The organism is Rathayibacter sp. PhB179, from assembly GCF_004345345.1.
GTDB lineage: Bacteria > Actinomycetota > Actinomycetes > Actinomycetales > Microbacteriaceae > Rathayibacter > Rathayibacter festucae.
The window spans coordinates 511,097-530,602 of record NZ_SLVD01000001.1; the positions used below are offsets into that span (position 1 = coordinate 511,097).

Genomic DNA, 19,506 nt, shown 5'->3' on the forward strand with positions numbered 1-19,506 from the left:
ACAACCCGAATCAGCGGTCGCGCTGTTTCGGGTTGCAGGCGCAGTCCGACGGGCATCGCTTTGTGACGTCGTGCGACGACAGCGGTGCCGATTCCCGGCGACTCTGGGCACGATCGAGGGATGACTCGTCAGATCCGCTTCAACGCCTTCGACATGAACTGCGTCGCCCACCAGTCCTCGGGCATGTGGCGCCACCCTCAGGACCAGTCCTGGCGCTACAAGGACCTCTCCTACTGGACCGATCTGGCGAAGCTGCTCGAGCGGGGCACCTTCGACGGCATCTTCATCGCCGACGTCCTCGGCACCTACGACGTCTACGGCGGCTCGAACGAGGCCGCGATCCGGCACGGCGCGCAGGTCCCGGTGAACGACCCGATCCTGCTCGTCTCGGCGATGGCCGCCGCGACCGAGCACCTCGGCTTCGGCATCACGGCCGGCACCGCCTACGAGCACCCGTACCCGTTCGCACGCCGCATGTCGACGCTCGACCACCTGACCAAGGGCCGCGTCGGCTGGAACGTCGTCACCGGCTACCTCCCCAGCGCCGCGCGCAACATGGGCCACGAGGACCAGCTCGAGCACGACGACCGCTACGACGTCGCCGACGAGTACCTCGAGGTCCTCTACAAGCTGTGGGAGGGGTCGTGGGAGGACGACGCCGTCCTCCGCGACCGCGAGTCCGGCGTGTTCACCGACCCGGCGAAGGTGCACGAGATCGGCCACCGCGGCAAGAACTTCACCGTGCCCGGCATCCACCTCTCGGAGCCGTCGCTGCAGCGCACCCCCGTCATCTACCAGGCGGGCGCGTCGCCGCGCGGGATCCGCTTCGCGGCGGGCAACGCGGAGGCGATCTTCGTCGCGTCATCGACCAAGGCCGGCCTGAAGGCCACCGTCTCGCGGATCCGCGACGCGCTCGAGGCGGCCGGCCGCGACCGCCACTCCGCGAGGATCTACACGCTGCTGACGATCATCACCGACGAGACCAGCGAGAAGGCGCACGCGAAGCACCGCGACTACCTCTCCTACGCGAGCGAGGAGGGCGCGCTGGTCTTCATGTCCGGCTGGATGGGCATCGACCTCTCGCAGTACGACCTCGACGAGCCGATCGGCAACGTGAAGAGCAACGCGATCCAGTCGACCGTCGCCAACTTCCAGGAGGCGAACGAGGACGGCAGCGAGTGGAAGGTCCGCGACATCGCGAAGCTCGGCGCGATCGGCGGCCTCGGCCCGTTCATCGTCGGCTCGCCCTCCGAGGTGGCCGACCACCTGCAGGAGTGGGTGGAGGACACCGACGTCGACGGCTTCAACCTCGCCTACGCGATCACCCCGGGCACCTTCGAGGACGTCGTCGAGTTCATCGTGCCGGAGCTGCGCCGCCGCGGCGCCTACCCCGACGAGTACGTCGAGGGCACCCTCCGCCAGAAGCTGCACGGCCGCGGCGACCGCCTGCCGGAGGAGCACCTCGGCGCCGGCTTCCGCTACCGCGCGGACGCCTGACGCGGGGTCCCTCCCTGCTGATCGAGCAGCCCGCGGAGCGGGCGTATCGAGATCCCCCACCGCACGCACAGAAGCACCCCGCCGCGATGCGCGACGGGGTGCTCGTGTGCGTGAGCGAGGAGCGTCAGCCCTCGAAGGTGGCGTCGAGGGTGATCTCGACTCCGGTGAGCGCCTTGCTGACGGGGCAGGTGTTCTTCGCGTCCTCGGCGGCCTTGAGGAAGGCGGCCTCGTCGATGCCGGAGACCTCGCCGCTGACGACGAGGGCGATCTTGGTCAGCTTGAAGCCGCCGGCCGAGTCCGGGCCGAGCGAGACGTCGGCGCGGACGTCGAGCGCCTCGACGGTGCCGCCGGCCTGGCCGAGGACGGCCGAGAACTGCATGGCGTAGCAGGCGGAGTGCGCGGCGCCGAGGAGCTCCTCGGGGCTGGTCGAGCCGTTGGCGTCGTCGGCCGCGCGCTTGGGGAACGAGACGTCGTAGGTGCCGAGCTTCGAGCTCGAGAGCTCGACCTGGCCCTCGCCGGTCTCGAGCGAGCCGTTCCAGGCGGTGCGTGCAGAACGAGTGGGCATGGTTCCTCCTTCGGGGCGGGGAGCACCTGCCGTACCGGTGCTCTCCCTGGGGTTCCGAGCCTAGGGGAACGATCGTTCTCCTGCAATGCGATGGCGCGGAACGTCGCCTGGAAAGGCGCCGACTCAGTGCAGCAGCTTGAGCCCGATCACGCAGCCGACGATCCCGAGGACCAGCAGTGTGCGGACGAGCGAGAAGCCCTCGCCGCCGATGAACATGCCATAGAGCACGGTCAGCGAGGCGCCGATCCCGACCCAGACGGCGTAGGCCGTGCCGGTGGGCAGATCGCGCATCGCGTAGGCCAGGCCGGACAGGCTGGCGACGACGCCGAACCCGAAGATCACGGACGGCCAGAGTCGGGTGAACCCCTCGGACTTGCCGAGGGCGGTGGCCCACACGGCCTCGAGGACACCGGAGACGATCAGGACGATCCAGGACACGACGACTCACTCCTTCGAGTCAGTCTTGTCGTGCTGCCGGGTACTGCTCCCTCGTCCGGTTCGCCGTCATCGGCTGCCGCCAGCCTGTCACCGCGCCCTGGGCAGGCCCTGGGCAGCGGCGGCGGGGGCGGGGCAGCGCCGCTAGGCGAGGACCCGGTGGCCGCCGCCGCGCTGCCGCGCCATCTCGGCGCCGAGGCGCTCGGCCTCCTCGCGGGAGTCGTGGCGGGTGAGCGGGACGGCGGTGCCCGCGATGCGGTTGTGCCAGCCGGCGTCGTCGGCGTAGGTCTCGATCGCGGCGATGCGGTCGCCGCTCCTGCTGGTGTGCGCGCTCAAGGGCGGCCTCCGTCTCTCCCGCGTCTCGGAGTCGAGCGGGCCCACCAGACAACCCCGCGCAGCGGCGTCCGCTCCAGGGGTTGACGCTTCCGAGCAGGGAGGCGAAGGTCTCAGCCGGCGACGGAGGCGGCGGGATCGAGGTGGTCGGCCAGCGCGTCGATCGCCTGGTCCCAGCCGTCGTAGAACGAGTCGTCGCCCTGCTCGCCGTCGACGCCGGCCAGCTCGAAGGTCAGCCGGGTCAGCTCGCCGGCCGAGCGGATCGACACGGTCACGACGGGCGCGTCCGCGTCGCCGGGCTCGCCCCAGGTGAAGACGAGCTTCTCGGGAGCCGTGATCTCGCGGTAGACGCCGCCGGTCGGGTAGGTCTCCCCGCTCGCGGTCGAGACCATCGTGTAGGCATAGCGGCCGCCGACCTTCAGGTCGACCTCGACGGTGTCGCGCGGAGTGGTCAGCCCGCGGGGGTGCCACCACTGGGCGAGCTCGTCGGGGTCGGTCCACGCGCTCCAGATCTCCTGGGGCGTCGCGTCGAACAGCCGGGTGAGGGTGAAGCCCTGAGCGTCGTCGGTCATGGTCGTACTCCTTGCTGAGCGTCGGAAGGGATGCGCGCGAGCGTACTCCGGGGGCCTCCGAGGCTCCTCCACTCGGTCCCCCGCGCGCAACCCGGACCGTGCCGGACGAGGGAGAGGACGCGCCGCGCCCCTTTTCATGCTGGTCGAGTAGCCCCGCAGGGGCGTATCGAGACCCGACGTCATCAGCAGGGCGGGGCTGCAGACTCGCGTTCTGACGGTGGTGGATCTCGATACGCCCGCTCCGCGGGCTACTCGATCAGCATGAGAGGCCCGCTCCACGGGCTACTCGATCAGCATGGACGCTGCTCAGCTGCCGAGGCGGCCTGTCAGGCGGCGGTGGAAGCCGGTGCTGCGCTCGTCGAGGCCCTCGATGGTGACGGTGGCGCCGTGGTCGCGGTACTTCGTCTCGATGGAGTCGAGGGCGGCCACGGTGGAGGCGTCCCAGATCTGGGCGCGGCCGAGGTCGATGACGACGGCGGCCGGGTCGTCGGAGTAGGCGAAGCGGTCGACGAGGTCGTTGCTGCTGCCGAAGAAGAGCGGGCCGGTCACGGTGTAGCGGACGGACGCGCCGTCGGCGGCGACCGCGCGCTCGACCGCGATGACGTGGGCGACGCGGCGGGCGAAGAGGATCATCGCCAGGATCACGCCGACCAGCACGCCCAGCGCGAGGTTGTCGGTCGCGACGACGACGACCACGGTGACGACCATCACGAGCGTCTCGGGCACGGGCATCCGGCGCAGGGTCGAGGGGCGGAGGCTGTGCCAGTCGACGGTGCTGATCGCGACGATCATCATCACCGCGGCGAGCGCCACCATCGGGATGCGGCCCATCACCGAGCTGAGGCCGGTGACCAGCGCGAGCAGGAAGACGCCGGCGACGATCGTCGAGATCCGGGTGCGCGCGCCGCCGGTCTTCACGTTGAGCACGGTCTGGCCGATCATCGCGCAGCCGGCGATGCCGCCGTAGAAGCCGGCGAGCAGGTTCGAGACGCCGAGCGCCCAGGACTCGCGGCCCTTGTGCGAGGGGGTGCCGGTCATCTCGTCGACGAGCTTGGCGGTGAGCAGCGTCTCCATCAGGCCGACGAAGGCGACGCTGAGCGCGGTCGGCAGGATCAGCTGCAGGGTCGCGAGGTCCAGCGGCACCAGGAACGGGGTGATGCCGGGCAGCTGCCCGGTCAGCGGTCCCTCGTCCGCGACGTCCGGGACGGCCAGGTTCGCGAGGATGACGACGGCCGTCACGACGACGATCGCGACGAGCGGGGCCGGCACCGCGGTGGTGAAGCGGGGCAGCACGAAGATGATCAGCAGGGTCGCGGCGAAGAGCGCGTAGGCGATCCACGGGACGTCGATGACATGCGGCACCTGCGCCAGGAAGATCAGGATCCCGAGCGCGTTGACGAAGCCGATCATCACGGAGCGCGGGATGAATCGCATCAACCGGGCGAGGCCCGCGAAGCCGAAGACGATCTGGATGACCGCGGCGAGGATCACCGTCGGCAGCACGTACTCGACGCCGTGCTCCGAGACGAGCGGCGCGATGACCAGCGCGACGGAGCCGGCAGCCGCGGTGATCACGCCGGGGCGCCCGCCGAGGATCGACATGGTCAGCGCGAGGACGATCGAGGCGACGAGGCTCACCATCGGGTCCACTCCCGCGACGACCGAGAAGGAGATCACCTCGGGCACCAGCGCGAGCGTCGTCACCATGCCGGCGAGCACCTCGCGGGAGAGCTGGCGCGGCGAGCGGAGGGCGTCGAGGACGGTGATCGCGCGATTCGCGACGGCGGGGCGGGGCCCGGGCAGGCTGGTCGGGCTGGTGGGGACGGACACGACGGTCTCCAGGGGCGGACGGGCTCGGTGGGAGCGGCGGTCGGAGGGGGAGGAGCGCGGCGTCGCGCGAGCCGGACCCGCGCACGGGGAGAATGGTGCGGGACCCTCGACAGCAAACCTACCGCAACGTGAGGGTTGACCGGAACGGAGAGACGATGGCGGACGACCGCACGACCGAGCTGACGGCCGAGGAGGTCGAGGCGACCATGCGCATCGGCGAGCTCGCCGACCGGTCGTCGCTGTCGCTGCGGACGATCCGGCACTACGACGAGGTCGGGCTGCTCCGGCCGAGCGGCCGCACCGAGGGCGGGTTCCGCCTCTACACCGAGCGCGACTTCGACCGCCTGCTGCTCATCCGCCGGATGAAGCCGCTCGGCTACACGCTCGACGCGATGACCGAGCTGCTGCGCGTCGTCGACAGCCTGGAGCAGGCGGAGACCCCGGAGGAGACCGCCGCGATCCGCGCGCGGCTGGCCGCCTTCGAGGAGGAGGCGTCGCTCCGCCGCGCGAAGCTGCAGGACCAGCTGGCGATGGCGGACGAGTTCCTCGCCCTGCTCCGCGCGCGCTGAGGCGGCGAGCAGGGCGAGGCGATCAGGCCTGCCCGGCTACAGGATGAAGAGCATCTCCTGATAGGTCGGCAGTGGCCACAGGTCGTCGGCGATGAGGCTCTCGATGGTGTCGGCCGCCTCGCGGACCGCCGCCATCGCCGGGATCAGCGCGGCGCGGGCGTGCTCCGCCTCGGCGAGGGCCGTGTGGCCCGGCTCCGCGGCGAGCGCGTCCTTCAGCGTGGCGAGCGCCGTGCGCAGGTCGGCGATCGGCGCGCTCACCTCGTGCAGCGGCGCGAGATCCGGCTCCACTCCCGCGGACTTCAGCGCGCCGACGTTCAGCGCGACCTCGGTCTGGTGCCGCACGGCGGCCGGCAGGATCGAGGTCGTGCCCATCTCGAGCGTCAACCGCGCCTCGACGCCGACCGACAGCGCGTACTGCTCGAGGCCGATCTCGTAGCGGCTGTGCATCTCGCGGTGGTTGAAGACCTTGTACTTCTCGAAGAGCTCGAGGGCGGAGTCGGTGATCAGCTCGGGCAGGGCGTCGAGCGTCGTGCGCAGGTTGGCGAGGCCGCGCTTCTCGGCCTCGATCGGCCAGGCGTCCGCGTAGCCGTCGCCGTTGAAGACGACCGCGCCGTGCTCGGTGATGATCGCGGTCAGGAGGTCCTGCACCGCGGTGTCGAAGTCGGTGCCGGCCGCGACCGCGGTCTCCAGCTCGGTCGCGGCGAAGTCGAGGGACTCCGCCATGATCGTGGCGATCGTCACCATCGGGCCGGCGACCGACTGCATCGAGCCCGGCGCGCGGAACTCGAAGCGGTTGCCGGTGAAGGCGAACGGGCTGGTGCGGTTGCGGTCGCCCGGGTCGGTCGGGAGGATCGGCAGGGTGTCGACGCCGATCTGCATCGCGCCGCGCCCCTTCGACGAGGTCGCCGGGCCCTTCGCGAGCTGCTCGAAGACGTCGGCGAGCTGGTCGCCGAGGAAGATCGAGATGATCGCGGGCGGAGCCTCGTTGGCGCCGAGGCGGTGGTCGTTCGAGGCGGAGGCGACGGAGGCACGCAGCAGCCCGCCGTAGCGGTGCACCGCGCGGATGACCGCGGCGCAGAACACGAGGAACTGCGCGTTCTCGTGCGGGGTGTCGCCGGGGACGAGGAGCGAGCCGAGCTCGCTGTTGCCGAGCGAGAAGTTGACGTGCTTGCCCGAGCCGTTGACCCCGAGGAAGGGCTTCTCGTGGAAGAGGCACTCCATCCCGTGCTTCTTCGCGACCGACTTGAACGTGGTCATCAGGAGCTGCTGGTGGTCGGCGGCGATGTTGCCGCGCTCGAACATCGGGGCGATCTCGAACTGACCGGGCGCGACCTCGTTGTGCCGGGTCTTCGCGGGGATGCCGAGCTTGAACAGCTCGCGCTCGGTGTCCATCATGAAGCCGAGCACGCGCTCCGGGATGGCGCCGAAGTAGTGGTCGTCGAACTCCTGGCCCTTGGGCGGCTTGGTGCCGAAGAGGGTGCGGCCGGCGTTCAGCAGGTCGGGGCGGGCGAGGAAGAAGTGCCGGTCGATCAGGAAGTACTCCTGCTCCGGCCCGCAGAACGAGACGACGGGCTTCGGCGCGACGTGGCCGAAGAGCTTCAGGATGCGGACGGCGTGCTCGCCCATCGCCTGCTGCGAGCGCAGCAGCGGCGTCTTGTGGTCGAGGGCCTCGCCGGTCATCGAGACGAAGACGGTCGGGATGCAGAGGGTGTTGCCGTTCGGGTTCTCGAGCACGTAGGCCGGGCTGGTGACGTCCCAGCCGGTGTAGCCGCGAGCCTCGAAGGTGTTGCGGAGCCCGCCGTTGGGGAAGCTCGACGCGTCGGGCTCGCCCTGGACCAGGGTCTTGCCTGCGAACTCGGCCAGCGCGGAGCCGTCGCCGACCGGCTCGAAGAAGCTGTCGTGCTTCTCGGCGGTGAGCCCGGTCAGCGGGTAGAAGACGTGCGCGTAGTGGGTGGCGCCCTTCTCGAGCGCCCAGTCCTTCATCGCCGAGGCGACGGCGTCGGCGACCAGCGGGTCGAGCACGGCGCCGTGCTCGATGGTGGCCATGACCGACTTGAAGACCGACTTCGGCAGGCGCTGCCGCATCACGATCGTGCTGAAGACGTTCGAGCCGAAGATCTCGCCCGGCGCCTCGGTCTGATCGAAGACGACCGCGGGCGGGACGTAGGCTTCGACGTCCTTGATCGCGTCGCGGCGGACCGTGTTCCCACTCATGTGTGCCCCGTTCAGCGGCGTCGTGCTCCGCGCCGACCGCGGAGACCGTGGCCAGGCTAGGGAGCGCAGATGCCGGGGCTGTTTCGGGGCCGTGACGTTCTCCCCCGGCCTGTCGCTCCCGCGCGTCTGCTTGCATGGGGGGATGAGCCTGCAGCGGACCGACGTGCTGGTCGTCGGCGGCGGACCGGTCGGCGTGCTGCTGGGCGCGCTGCTCGCCCGGCGCGGGGTCGACGTGCAGGTCTGGGAGCGGCGGACCGCGGTGCCCGCGGGGTCTCGGGCGATCGGCATCCACCCGCCTTCGCTCGACGCGATGGCCGAGGTCGGTGCCACCGAGCGGATCCTCGCCGAGGGCGTCCGGGTCGCCGAGGGCGTCGCGGTGAGCCGGCGCCGGGTGCTCGGGGCGCTGTCGTTCGCGCGGGCCTCACGCACGCATCCGTACGTCGTCACCCTCGATCAGCACCGGACCGAGTCGATCCTGCGCGAACGGCTTCGCGAGGTGGCGCCGGACGCGCTGTGCTCGGGCGTCACGCTGACCGGACTCGACCGCGGGCGCGACCACGTCGACGCGACCGGGGCGGACGAGCACGGCGCTCCGGTGACGGTCCGCGCCGCCTTCGTCGTCGGCGCGGACGGGGCGCGCAGCGCGGTGCGCGAGCTGCTCGGGATCCGCAGCACGGGCCGCGACTACCCCGACTCCTACGTGATGGGCGACTTCGCCGATCCGGAGCCGGCCGCGCGGGCGTCGTCGGCGCTCGTCGACGTCGGGCCGGACGGCGTGGTGGAGTCGTTCCCGCTGCCGGGCGGGCGGCGGCGCTACGTGGCGCTCGCGGGAGACGACCTGGTGGCGCCCGCGTGGCGGCCGGACGCGGCGCCCGATCCGGCCTCCGCCCTGGCGCTCAGCACCGTGGTGCGGGCGCGGACCGGCGCGGAGCCGGACCCGGCGACCTGCACGATGCTCAGCGGCTTCCGGGTGCGGCGGCGGGCGGCCGAGCGGATCGGCGTCGGCCGGGTGGTGCTGATCGGGGATGCGGCGCACGAGATCAGCCCGATCGGCGGGCAGGGGATGAACCTGGGCTGGCTCGACGCGGCCGAGCTCGCGCCGCTGCTCGCGGACGCCGTGCGCAGTGGTGGGGCGGGGCCGTTCCCCGCGTTCGCGCGGCGGCGGATGCGGGTGGCCCGCCGGGCGGCGCGGCAGGCCGAGCTGAACATGGCGGCGGGACGGCCGAGCGGCGGCTCGGGGCTGGTCGGGCGCGAGGGACTGCTGCGGGCGCTGCTGGCGCTGCCGACCTCGGACCTGCTCGCGCGGGTGTACTCGATGCGGTGGTCGTAGGACTGCTGCCGGGGATGACGGGGGCTGGTCAGGCGACGAGTCGCGCGCCCGCCAGGCCGAGCTCGACGTCGAGGACGAGCGACGAGGCGATCACCAGGCGGAACAGCGTGCGGGTCGGCGGGCCGGTGAGCACCAGGCGGATGCCGGCGGCCGCGAGGACGAGGACCGCCACGGTCGCGACCACGGCGAGGACGATTCCCGGGCCGCCGACCGGATCGTCGCCGGCGACCTGGCCGAGCAGCACGAGCACCGCGCCGAGCATCAGCGAGCCGAACGCGACGACGCCGGAGAGGCGCAGCCCGAGGCGGTGCGGGAAGCCGCGGACGCCGGTCGCCTCGTCGTCGACGAGGTCGGGGAGCACGTTGGTGCAGTGGATCGCGACGCCGAAGACCGCACCCGTGGCGACCGCCCACCAGGCCGGCAGCTGGCCACCACCCGCCGCGACGGAGACGACGGGGAGCAGCCCGAAGGCGACGAGGAACGGGACGACGGAGAACGCGGTGCGCTTGAGTCCGGCGTCGTAGGCCCAGCCCGCGGCGACGAGGACGAGGTGGGCGACGGCGGCGACCGGCCCGAGCAGGAGCGAGAGCACGACGGCGACGGCGGCGGTGCCGAGTGCGGCGGCGCGGACCTCGCCGACGCTGATCCGGCCGAGCGCGACGGGCTTGTCGGTGCGGCCGACGGCGCGATCGCGGTCGGCGTCGATCCAGTCGTTCGCCAGCCCGATCGAGAGCTGCCCGGCGAAGACGGCGAGCGCCACGAGGACGACGATCCCTGGTGCGTGCCCGGACGCCGCGGCGAGCACGGTCGCCAGCACGGTGACGGTGACGGTCGGCCCGGGATGCGACGAGGCCAGCAGGAGGCGCACCCGGGACGTCATCCGGCCAGCCTACGGCGGGCGTGCGCGCGGCAGCGCGGGGCGCCAGGGCGGGCAGAGGAAAACCCCGGGTCAGTAGCCTGATACCGGGGTTCCCGTGTCGTGGCCAGAGGGACATGCCGCCTGAGCGGCATCGGTCATCAAAGGCTCTCGATGGGTCGATTGTACGCCGGGAGGGCGGAGCATGCCGAGCAGTGCTGAATCATGGATCGTCGACTGGCTCACCGTCGAGCGCTTGGTTAAATACGTTCGAGCCGCAGGGGGCGACCACGCTCGCGCTCTCGCCTTCTACGAGTGGAACGCACGCCTGTCGGCGGAGTTGCTCCACGACCTCGGTCACCTCGAGGTCGGTCTGCGGAACGCGTACGACCGGGCACTGCTCGCCCACCCTGGAATTCGCGGCGGCGACTGGATCGAACAGGCGTCGTTCGAGCAACTGCTGCCCGTTCATCGTTCTCTCGACTCTCACGGTGTGCCTCAGGACAAGAACGCGACCCCGCGCGCCGCGATCAAGACCGCCCGCAGGTACGCGAGGTACACGGCCGGCGGGCGGACGCCCCGCGGCAAGGTCATCGCGGAACTGATGTTCGGCTTCTGGACCTACCTCTCGGACGGGCTCCACGAGAAGACGCTGTGGGTGCCGGCACTGAATCGGGCGTACCGGCCCGGCACCGATCGCGTGAAGATCCATGCCGCCCTCACCGACCTACGAGATGTCAGGAACCGTCTCGCTCACAACGAGTCCGTGTTCGACCGCCGTCCCGAGAACATCCGCCGCTCGCTCGTCTTCGTCGCCCGCTCGCTCTCGCCCGACCTCCGAGACCAGATCCTCAGCACGAGCCGAGCGTCGGACGCGATCTCCGCGCGTCCGTGACTGGGGCCTCCGCTCTGCCGAACCACAAGGCGCACAGGGGAACCCCAGAAAGGTGCCAGGCGGTGCATCGGGTCGGAGCCGTAGGCTCGGAGCGTTCTGAAACCGCTCCCACACCCCGGGGGCGGCGACCCCCACGACGCCAAGGACGACGCCGATGAACCGCATGCCGAGCAACCGCACCACCGTGATCACCGCGCTGGCCTGCGGCCTGCTGCTCTCGACCGGAGTGGCCGCCCAGGGCGCCGCCGCCGACACGGCCGCCGCGTCGCTCGAGGACCACCTCGGGCCGGACAGCGCCGCCGGCGACACGCTGCTGGTGAACGGACGCGCGTACCCGCTGCAGTAGCGGCCGGCTCTCGGCCGAGCCGTGCGCCCGGCTGAGTAGTTCTCTCCAGACCGCCCCGAACGGGTGGTATCCGCTCCCTGTGAATCTCATCACACTGAGGAGCCTTCTCGACGAACGTGGTTCAGCCGCGCTCGGGTCCCGCAGGCACAGCACTGCCACCCGCTCGCCGCTCGCCCTGGAGTCGTCATGCCCGAACACCGCCCCGCCCGCGCGCGGGTCCTCGCCCTCGCCTGGACAGCAGTGCTCGTGATGCTGTTCTCGACCATCGCGCCCAGTCCGGCACAGGCTTCGAGCGACGGAACCAAGATCACTCTGACCGGTACGATCCGCACGATCGTCGCGGACCCGATCGCACTGGTCGAAGGTACCGGTCAGCCTCTCGCTCACTCCGAGGAGTACCAGAAAGTTCTTCTCGTCGGCGAACGCGCCTACGAGCTGGACGGGGATATCGCGGTCAACAATCTTGTCGCGCGCGTAGTGGGGCGGCTCGTCGGCAACCGCATCGCCGCCCTCTCGGTCACGCCGCTCAGCAGCCCCGACAGTGCGCGCGCAACCGGGAGCCTCGGTGCACTCCCCGCCTCAGGAACCACGCGCGTTCTCACGATGCTCGCCTATTGGACCGCACCGGACTCGGTCACCCCCGCGCAAGCCGCAGCGCAGATGTACGACGACAGCAGCAGCTGGTTCCGGGACGCCTCCTACTCCGCGCTCGGGCAGACAGGCGACGTCACACCTTGGATGAAGATCGCTGGGCCGACCGGCGGTTGCTATGCGGGCGGGTATTCGATCCTGGCTCAGGCGAAGGAAGCAGCCGTGGCCGCGGGGTTCGACCTTGCCAGCTACGACAATTACGTCGTCTACTTTCCCCGCTGCTACGGAGACGCATCCGACAAAGCGGGCTGGGCGACGGTCGGGGCCCCCAACACGTGGCTGAACGGCTACATGGATCGGCGCGTCACTGTTCACGAGCAGGGCCACAACTACGGACTCTGGCACAGCCACTCCAACCTCTGCAGCGGTGGCGGGCTCCTCGGTGACTGCACGATGAGCGACTACGGCGACCCCTACGACGCAATGGGCAGTTCCACCAATGTGGGGCACTTCAACGCATCGCAGAAAACCCTCCTCGGCTGGCTCGACGGGAGAACGGCGGATCTCACGGCGGGAGGAACAGCCACGCTCGTCCCGATGGCCGACGACAGTACGGCCACGCATGCCGCCGTCGTTCGCCGTGAAGACGGAACGAGCTATTGGCTCGAGTATCGCCAACCTTTCGACTTCGATTCCTGGCTTCCTTGGCACGGTACAGAAGGTGTTCTCGTCCACGCCTCTGGAGCCGCATCCGGCAGCTTGGATTCAGGTGCGAGCCTCATCGACGTCAGGCCGGAGGATGGAATCTCCACGTTCGGCGCAAGCCTCCTCCCCGGACAGTCGTGGACGTCCAGCGACGGGCTCATCGTGTCCGTCGGTCAGATCACGTCGGCAGGCGCAACCGTGACGGTCGGGAATGCCACGACCGTCAGCGGTCCTATTCCGACTATCAGCGGTGAAGGCTCCGTCGGGCAGACCCTCACCGCGGCGCCTGGCACCTGGGTGCCCGCGCCCGTCGATCTCAGCTATCAGTGGAGACGGAACGGCGTGGTGATCGGCGGCGCCACCGCTTCGACTTACCAAGTGATCGCTGCCGACGCCGGAACCGCCCTCTCGGTCTCCGTCACCGGGACGAAGACTGGTCTGCTTCCGAGCACGATGACGAGCTCGTCGACCACGATCAAGCAGGCGCTGCAGACGCTGATGCCGACGCCGACCATCTCGGGCAGCACCACCGTCGGATCGACGCTCACCGCGAATCCCGGGACCTGGGACTCCGGCGTCACGCTCAGCTACCAGTGGAAGAAGAACAACGGCGTCTACATCTCCGGCGCCACCGCGAAGACCTACGTCCTCAAGGCGAGTGATGCCGGAGCGACGCTGACCGTCTCCGTCACCGGCACCAAGACCGGCTACTCCCCCGCGACCAAGACCAGTGCGACGACCGCGGCCGTCACCAACGGCGCGGTCATCACCGGAGCGACGCCGACCATCACCGGTACCGCGACCGTCGGGCAGAAGCTGACCGCTGTCCCGGGCACGTGGACGCCCTCGCCCGTGACGCTCGCCTACCAGTGGCAGCGGAACGGCACCGCGATCAGCGGAGCCACCGCGACGACTTACACGCTCGTCGCGGCCGACGCCGGCGCGGCGATCACCGTCGCGGTCACCGGCACGAAGTCCGGCTACACCGCGGTCACGAAGACCAGCGCTGCGGTCACCGCGAAGGCAGCGCTGCAGACGCTCATGCCGACGCCGACGATCACCGGCACGACGAAGGTCGGCTCGACCCTCACCGCGAACCCCGGCACCTGGGACGCGGGCACGACGCTGAGCTACCAGTGGAAGAAGAACGGCGGCACCTACATCTCCGGCGCCACCGCGAAGACCTACGTGCTCAAGGCCTCCGACGCCGGCGCCACGATCACCGTGAGCGTCACCTCCACGAAAACCGGCTACTCCCCCGCCACCAAGACCAGCGCGACCACCGCGGTCGTCACCGGCGGCGTGCTGACCGGCGCGACCCCGACGATCACCGGGACGGCGAAGGTCGGCCAGACCCTCACCGCGGTGCCCGGGACCTGGAGCCCGGCCCCCGTCACGCTGAGCTACCAGTGGAAGCGCGGCGGCACGGCGATCTCGGGCGCGACGTCGGCGACCTACAAGACGGTGTCGGCGGACGCGGGCAAGGCGATCACGGTGACGGTCACCGGCACGAAGGCGGGCTACACGACGCTGAGCAAGACGAGCGCGGCCAAGACCGTCGTGAAGTAAGGCGTCGTGAAGTAGGAGCACCGTCGTGAAGTAATCCCCCGGACACCTGAGGGGGGCCGGGGCGTGCGAGGCTTGATGGTCGCCGCCCGCCCCTCCTCCCTCAGGACACCGTGAACACCCCTCCGCGCACCAGCAAGACCACCACCACCACGACCGCCCCCGCCGCCTTCCCCTGGATCGGCCTGCTCACCCTCGCCGGCGCCGTCTTCGTCTCGGTGACCAGCGAGTTCCTGCCGACCGGCCTCATCCCGGACATGTCGCGGGACCTCGGCGTGAGCATCCCGCTGACCGGTCAGCTGGTGACGATCTTCGCGGCGACCGTCGTCATCGCGACGACGCCGCTGACGCTGGTGACGCAGCGGTTCTCGCGGAAGAGCCTGCTCCTCGTCGCGCTGTGCACGATCGCGGTCGCGAACGTGCTGGCCGCGCTCGCGCCGACGTTCGCGCTGCTGGTCGGCGCGCGCATCCTCGGCGGACTCGCGCACGGACTGTTCTGGGCGATCGTCGCCGCCTACTCGGCACACCTCGTCGCTCCGGAGCACCTCGGCCGGGCGACCGCGATCACGGCCGGCGGCGGCTCGGCGGCCTTCGTCCTCGGCGTGCCGGTGGGCACCGCGCTCGGCCACGCGTTCGGCTGGCGTCCGACGTTCGCGATCCTCGGCGCGATCGTGCTGCTGCTGGCGCTGCTGGTCGTGAAGTTCCTGCCCGCGGTCGACCACAGCATCCCGCTGCGCACCGGCGAGATCCGGCTGCCCGCCCGCAAGGACCGCAGCCTGCCGCGCATCATCGGCGTCTGCGTGGTCATCCTGCTGGTGCTGATCGGCCAGAACACGCTCTCGACCTACGTCACGCCGTGGCTCGAGAACGCGTCCTTCTCCCCCGACAGCGTCCCGCTCCTCCTCTTCGCGTTCGGCGGCGCCGGCGCGGTGGGCCTCGTGCTCGCCGGCTTCGCGACCGACCGCTTCCCGCGCTCCGGCTTCGTGGTCGCGGCGATCGCCGTGGTGCTCGCGCTGGTCGCGCTCGGGCTGGCCGCCGGCTCGCAGGCCACGGTCGCGATCGTCGTCGCGGCGATCGTCTGGAACATCGCGTTCGGCGGCATCCCGGCGATGCTGCAGACGCGGATGCTGCGCACCTCCTCGTTCCAGCTGCGCAGCCTCGCCGCGGCGCTGCAGACGACCGCGTTCAACATCGGCATCGGCGGCGGCGCGATCGTCGGCGGGCTGACCATCGACCTGAGCGGACTCGACCTGCTGCCGTGGGTGGCGATCGTGATGATCGCGGTCGGACTCGTGGTGAGCCTGATCGTGGAGGCGCGCTCGTCGGCCGCGGTGCGGCGCGAGCAGGCCGCGGCGGTCCGCTAGGGCGAGGCGCCTCCTCCCCGCGGACGACGACCTGCCCGACGAGTGCGGGATAGCGTGAAGCGCATGAGTCAGAGCACGATCCCCGTTCCCGGGCAGCCGTACTACGGTGCTCCTCCGCTCGCCGCGATCCGGCGCTTCTTCTCGCAGTACGCGCGCTTCCGCGGCAGGGCGAGCCGCGCGGAGTACTGGTGGATCATCCTCGCCGGGACCCTGCTGAACCTCGCGCTGCAGCTGATCGACGGCTCGGAGCCGGGGCTGCAGCTGTCGTTCACGCCGTTCCGCTCGGGCGAGCTGGACTTCGCGACGCCGTGGGTGGCCGTGCTGGCCGGGGCGATCGCGCTCGGCACTCTGGTGCCCTCGCTCGCGCTGATCTGGCGGCGGCTGCACGACGTGAACCGCAGCGGGATGTGGATCTTCGCGCTGTTCATCCCGATCGCGGGCGCGGTGTTCCTGCTGATCCTGTTCGTGCTGCCGCCGCGGCCGGAGGGGATGCGCTTCGACTGATGCTCGCGGTGTCGCTCGCGCCCTCTACGGTGAGGGCGTGACTGCGCGCGGCAACGACTTCGACGCCCTGCGGCTGGTCGCCGCGCTGATGGTCGTCGTCGGGCACGGCGCCGTGCTGCTCGGCGAGCCGGCGCCGCGGCTGCTCGGGCTGCCCGTGCACTCGCTCGGCGTCTCGGTGTTCTTCTGCGTCAGCGGGTTCCTGATCGCGGGGAGCATGGAGCGGGCGCCGAGCGCCGGCCGGTTCCTCTGGCACCGGGTGCTGCGGATCTTCCCGGCGCTGATCGTCGTGGTCGCGGTGAGCATGCTCGTGCTGGGGCCGCTGGTGTCGTCGCTGCCGGTCGGGGCGTACTTCTCCTCGCCGCAGACCTGGGCCTATGCGCTCAACGTGCCGCTGCTGGCGCAGTACGAGCTGCCGGGCGTCTTCGACTCGGCGGTGCACGCGCGGCCGGCGGTGAACGGCTCGCTGTGGACGCTCGGGGTGGAGTTCTGCTGCTACCTCGGGGTGCTGGCGCTGCGGTGGGTGCCGGGGCGGGCTCGCGGTGTGCTCGCGGTGGTGGCGCTCGTGGGGCTCGCGGTGGTGACGGGGCTGGGCGGAGCGCTCGGGTCCTCCGCGGAGCTGTGCGCGTTCTTCGCGGCGGCCGCGGCGGTGCGGCTGCTGGTGCCGGCCGCATGGCTGCGCTGGCCGGCCGGCGTCGTGGCGCTCACGGTGCTGCTGCTCGCGGCCGGGACTCCGCTGCAGCAGGTCGCGCTCTGGGTCGCGCTGCCGGTGCTCGTGATCGTGGTGGGCACCGGGTCGCTGCCGGTGCTGCGGCGGGCGGCGCGGTTCGGCGACTTCTCCTACGGGCTGTACCTGTGGAGCTATCCGGTGCAGCAGCTCGTGCTGGAGGTGCTGGGGCGGCTGCCGATGGCGGCGGACCTGGCGCTCGTCGTGGCGGTGACGCTCCTGCTCGCGGTGGCCTCGTGGTGGCTGGTCGAGCGGCCGGCGCTGCGCTGGAAGGACCTGCGCTGGAAGGACCTGCGGCGGAAGGACGCGTCGCTACGCTGGGGCACCGTGACCGGAACGAATCCCCGATGAGCGCGCTGCTCGGGCTGCACCACGTCGCGATCATCGTGAGCGACTACGAGCGCGCCAAGCGGTTCTACCTCGACGTGCTCGGCTTCCGCCTCGACTCGGAGGTGCTGCGCGAGGAGCGCGGATCGTGGATGGCGAACCTGAGCCTGAACGGCGAGTACCTGCTCGAGCTGTTCACCTTCCCGTCGTCGCCCGAGCGGGTGTCCGATCCGGAGGCGCTGGGGCTGCGGCACCTCGCCCTCGCCGCGGCGGACCCGGCGGCGGTGCGGTCCGACTTCGTCCGACGCGGGGTCGCGTGCGAGCCCCTGCGCACGGACCCGCACACCGGGCGGGCGATGTTCTTCCTCCGCGACCCGGACGGACTGCCGGTCGAGATCCACGGGGTCTGAGCCGCCTGCCGGAGAACCGGAGCAGCGACGCTCAGCGCGGCGCGGCGCTGCTCCCCCGCGCGACGAGAGTGGGCGCGATCAGGGGCAGCGGCTCGACCGCCTCGCCGCGCATCAGCGCGAACACCCGGTCGACGGCGAGCTGGCCGACCTCGGCGAAGTCGAGGTGCACCGTCGAGAGGCTGGGCCGGTAGTAGCCCGCCTCGGGGACGTCGTCGAAGCCGACCACGCTGCGGTCCGCGGGAACGCGGATCCCGTGGTCGTCGAACGCCTTGATGACGCCGAGCGCGAAGGGATCGTTGGCGGCGAAGACCGCGGTGACGTCGGGATCGGCGGCGAGCTCGACGCCGGCCCGGTAGCCCTCGGCGACGCTCCAGTCCGCCGTCCGGAGTACGGGGCGCGCCACGCGACGGGCGAGCGCGAGCTCGGTCGACCAGCCGCGCTCCCGGGCCTCCGAGGCCATCCAGCCCTCCGGTCCGCCGACGTGGGCGACGGTCTCGTGCCCGAGCTCGAGCAGGTGCCGGACGGCGAGCTGCGCGCCGTGCACCTCGTCGATCGAGACGCTGGACGCGCCGGGGGCGGAGCCCTGCTCGAACGTGACGATGGGGACGCGGGAGTCGAGCCCCCGGAGCGTCTCGACCGCGCTCCCCAGCGGGACCAGGACGATGATGCCGTCGACCTCGTCGGCGGTCAGCTCATCGAGGGCGTGGCGGATGCTCGAGCGGCCGACGTCGCCGAGCGTGATCAGCCGCGTGGAGTAGCCGTTCCGCCTCGCCTGCTCCGAGATGCCGTAGAGCGCGACGGAGGGGCCGTGCACCGAGAGCGAGTAGCTGACGACGCCGATGTTCATCGTCCGGTTGCTCGCGAGGGCGGCCGCGGCGGTGTTGCGACGGTAGCGCAGCTGCGCGATCGCCTTCTCGGTCCGCTCGCGGATCTCGGGCGACACGTTCGGCGCGCCGTTGATCACCCGCGAGACGGTCTGCTGGGAGACCCCGGCGAGCGCGGCGACGTCGACCATCCGCGGGCCGTGCGCCCGCGAGGAGACCCGGCTCACGCCGCGGCCCGGCCGACGGGAGGGGGCGGCGATCCGGTCGAGGGCATACCCGATTATGACCTGCGCCGGACCGCCGCCCTGTCTCGCGCCCCGCCCGTCCTAGGGCCGGCGGTAGCGCAGCACCGCGGGGTGGCGCTCGTAGGGCCACTCGGCCTCGGGCACCATGTACTGCGTGGTGGTGTAGCTGCCGTCCATCGTCGACTTCAGGGTCGGCGGGCCGTCGAAGCCGATGACGCCCCAGCCCACCCGGTTCTCGTTCCCGCCGTAGACCGGGTCGCCGTAGAAGCCCTGCCGGGTGTTGAGCACGAGCAGCGGGAAGAACTCGAGGAAGTCCTCGTTGACCGGCTGGTTGCCGGCCGGCGCTCCTCCGCTGCCCTGGCCGTCGGACTCCGCGAAGAGGAAGCGCGCCGGCTTCTCCTCCCGCGAGAGCGCGACGAGCACCGCGTCCTGCTGCTCGTCGTCCAGCTCGACGAACGGCCGCCCGTGCGCCTCGGCGGCCAGGCGGTCGAGCTCGACGACGCCCTCGCGGTAGAAGGTGCGGCGGCTGTCGATCCGCTCCTGCCAGGCCTGCTCCTCGAGCCCCTCCATCCGGAGCCAGCCGATGCCGTCCGCCGCGGGGAAGACGAACCGCGTGCCCGAGAGCATGCGGTCGATGAACCGCACGACCTTCGCCTCTCGCGCGCCCGGATGGTGGTCGGTCGGGATGATCCGGGCCGTCGCGGCCTCGATGGTGTCCCACTCGTGCTGGTCGAAGAACAGCGGCCCGTCGACGTCTCGCGTCGAGACGGGAACGGTCACCCACTCTGCCTGTCCCATGATGAT

The 19,506-nt window shown here is 71.2% G+C and carries 20 protein-coding genes and 1 riboswitch; of the genes, 10 read left to right on the top strand and 10 right to left on the bottom strand.

The window, feature by feature from the left end; all coding sequences use genetic code 11:
• The first annotated feature begins 120 nt into the window (after positions 1-120).
• Positions 121-1,497, top strand: a complete 1,377-nt coding sequence (locus EDF43_RS02350; protein ID WP_123734644.1) for an LLM class flavin-dependent oxidoreductase — start codon at positions 121-123, stop codon at positions 1,495-1,497.
• A gap of 124 nt (positions 1,498-1,621) precedes the next feature.
• Here the strand turns inward: EDF43_RS02350 and EDF43_RS02355 are convergent, their stop codons facing one another.
• The 5 genes from EDF43_RS02355 to EDF43_RS02375 form a co-directional block, all read right to left on the bottom strand.
• Complete coding sequence (locus tag EDF43_RS02355; RefSeq protein ID WP_123444486.1) at positions 1,622-2,062, bottom strand: OsmC family peroxiredoxin; 441 nt, start codon at positions 2,060-2,062, stop codon at positions 1,622-1,624.
• Between the two features lie 123 nt (positions 2,063-2,185).
• Positions 2,186-2,500, bottom strand: coding sequence for a multidrug efflux SMR transporter (locus tag EDF43_RS02360; RefSeq protein ID WP_123734643.1), 315 nt, complete (start codon positions 2,498-2,500; stop codon positions 2,186-2,188).
• Between the two features lie 13 nt (positions 2,501-2,513).
• Positions 2,514-2,580, bottom strand: a riboswitch (guanidine-III (ykkC-III) riboswitch).
• 61 nt (positions 2,581-2,641) lie between these two features.
• Positions 2,642-2,833, bottom strand: a complete 192-nt coding sequence (locus EDF43_RS02365) for a DUF2188 domain-containing protein (protein ID WP_132435226.1) — start codon at positions 2,831-2,833, stop codon at positions 2,642-2,644.
• Between the two features lie 110 nt (positions 2,834-2,943).
• Positions 2,944-3,402, bottom strand: coding sequence for an SRPBCC domain-containing protein (locus tag EDF43_RS02370; RefSeq protein WP_123734641.1), 459 nt, complete (start codon positions 3,400-3,402; stop codon positions 2,944-2,946).
• Between the two features lie 306 nt (positions 3,403-3,708).
• Positions 3,709-5,205, bottom strand: coding sequence for a SulP family inorganic anion transporter (locus EDF43_RS02375; protein ID WP_243581139.1), 1,497 nt, complete (start codon positions 5,203-5,205; stop codon positions 3,709-3,711).
• A gap of 182 nt (positions 5,206-5,387) precedes the next feature.
• On the opposite strand from EDF43_RS02375, the gene EDF43_RS02380 reads away from it, so the two are divergent.
• Entirely contained in the window at positions 5,388-5,801 is a 414-nt protein-coding gene (locus EDF43_RS02380) for a MerR family transcriptional regulator (RefSeq protein WP_123734640.1), read from the top strand.
• A gap of 36 nt (positions 5,802-5,837) precedes the next feature.
• On the opposite strand, the gene EDF43_RS02385 is transcribed toward EDF43_RS02380, so the two are convergent.
• Complete coding sequence (locus EDF43_RS02385) at positions 5,838-8,015, bottom strand: glutamine synthetase III (protein ID WP_132435228.1); 2,178 nt, start codon at positions 8,013-8,015, stop codon at positions 5,838-5,840.
• Between the two features lie 142 nt (positions 8,016-8,157).
• On the opposite strand from EDF43_RS02385, the gene EDF43_RS02390 reads away from it, so the two are divergent.
• Positions 8,158-9,345 (top strand): NAD(P)/FAD-dependent oxidoreductase, encoded by a 1,188-nt coding sequence (locus EDF43_RS02390; RefSeq protein ID WP_243646206.1) that lies wholly within the window; start codon positions 8,158-8,160, stop codon positions 9,343-9,345.
• 28 nt (positions 9,346-9,373) lie between these two features.
• Here the strand turns inward: EDF43_RS02390 and EDF43_RS02395 are convergent, their stop codons facing one another.
• Both EDF43_RS02395 and EDF43_RS22245 read right to left on the bottom strand, forming a co-directional pair.
• Positions 9,374-10,225 carry a UbiA family prenyltransferase gene (locus tag EDF43_RS02395; RefSeq protein WP_132435230.1) on the bottom strand — a complete coding sequence of 284 codons (852 nt, stop codon included), beginning with the start codon at positions 10,223-10,225 and terminating at the stop codon, positions 9,374-9,376.
• 199 nt (positions 10,226-10,424) lie between these two features.
• A complete protein-coding gene (locus tag EDF43_RS22245) occupies positions 10,425-10,673 on the bottom strand; it encodes a hypothetical protein (RefSeq protein WP_243646207.1) in 249 nt (82 codons plus the stop codon).
• A gap of 21 nt (positions 10,674-10,694) precedes the next feature.
• Here EDF43_RS22245 and EDF43_RS22250 point away from each other — a divergent pair, with 21 nt between their 5' ends.
• From EDF43_RS22250 to EDF43_RS02430, 7 genes are all read left to right on the top strand, one after another.
• Positions 10,695-11,096 carry a hypothetical protein gene (locus EDF43_RS22250; protein ID WP_221181068.1) on the top strand — a complete coding sequence of 134 codons (402 nt, stop codon included), beginning with the start codon at positions 10,695-10,697 and terminating at the stop codon, positions 11,094-11,096.
• 154 nt (positions 11,097-11,250) lie between these two features.
• Positions 11,251-11,442, top strand: coding sequence for a hypothetical protein (locus tag EDF43_RS02405; protein WP_123444478.1), 192 nt, complete (start codon positions 11,251-11,253; stop codon positions 11,440-11,442).
• Between the two features lie 186 nt (positions 11,443-11,628).
• Entirely contained in the window at positions 11,629-14,307 is a 2,679-nt protein-coding gene (locus EDF43_RS02410) for a hypothetical protein (protein ID WP_132435234.1), read from the top strand.
• Positions 14,308-14,417: 110 nt separating this feature from the next.
• Positions 14,418-15,668: an MFS transporter gene (locus EDF43_RS02415; protein WP_127888164.1), complete on the top strand. Its 1,251-nt coding sequence runs from the start codon at positions 14,418-14,420 to the stop codon at positions 15,666-15,668.
• A gap of 63 nt (positions 15,669-15,731) precedes the next feature.
• Complete coding sequence (locus EDF43_RS02420) at positions 15,732-16,172, top strand: DUF805 domain-containing protein (protein ID WP_132435236.1); 441 nt, start codon at positions 15,732-15,734, stop codon at positions 16,170-16,172.
• Between the two features lie 37 nt (positions 16,173-16,209).
• Positions 16,210-17,247: an acyltransferase gene (locus EDF43_RS02425; protein WP_132435238.1), complete on the top strand. Its 1,038-nt coding sequence runs from the start codon at positions 16,210-16,212 to the stop codon at positions 17,245-17,247.
• On the top strand, positions 17,244-17,633 hold the full coding sequence (locus EDF43_RS02430; RefSeq protein WP_123734629.1) for a VOC family protein: 390 nt from the start codon (positions 17,244-17,246) through the stop codon (positions 17,631-17,633). The genes EDF43_RS02425 and EDF43_RS02430 overlap by 4 nt, the downstream gene beginning before the upstream one ends.
• Positions 17,634-17,664: 31 nt before the next feature.
• Here EDF43_RS02430 and EDF43_RS02435 read toward each other — a convergent pair whose 3' ends face one another.
• Both EDF43_RS02435 and EDF43_RS02440 read right to left on the bottom strand, forming a co-directional pair.
• Positions 17,665-18,684 (bottom strand): LacI family DNA-binding transcriptional regulator, encoded by a 1,020-nt coding sequence (locus EDF43_RS02435; RefSeq protein ID WP_347812532.1) that lies wholly within the window; start codon positions 18,682-18,684, stop codon positions 17,665-17,667.
• 99 nt (positions 18,685-18,783) lie between these two features.
• Positions 18,784-19,482, bottom strand: coding sequence for a gluconate 2-dehydrogenase subunit 3 family protein (locus EDF43_RS02440; RefSeq protein ID WP_243699271.1), 699 nt, complete (start codon positions 19,480-19,482; stop codon positions 18,784-18,786).
• Positions 19,483-19,506 lie beyond the last annotated feature (24 nt).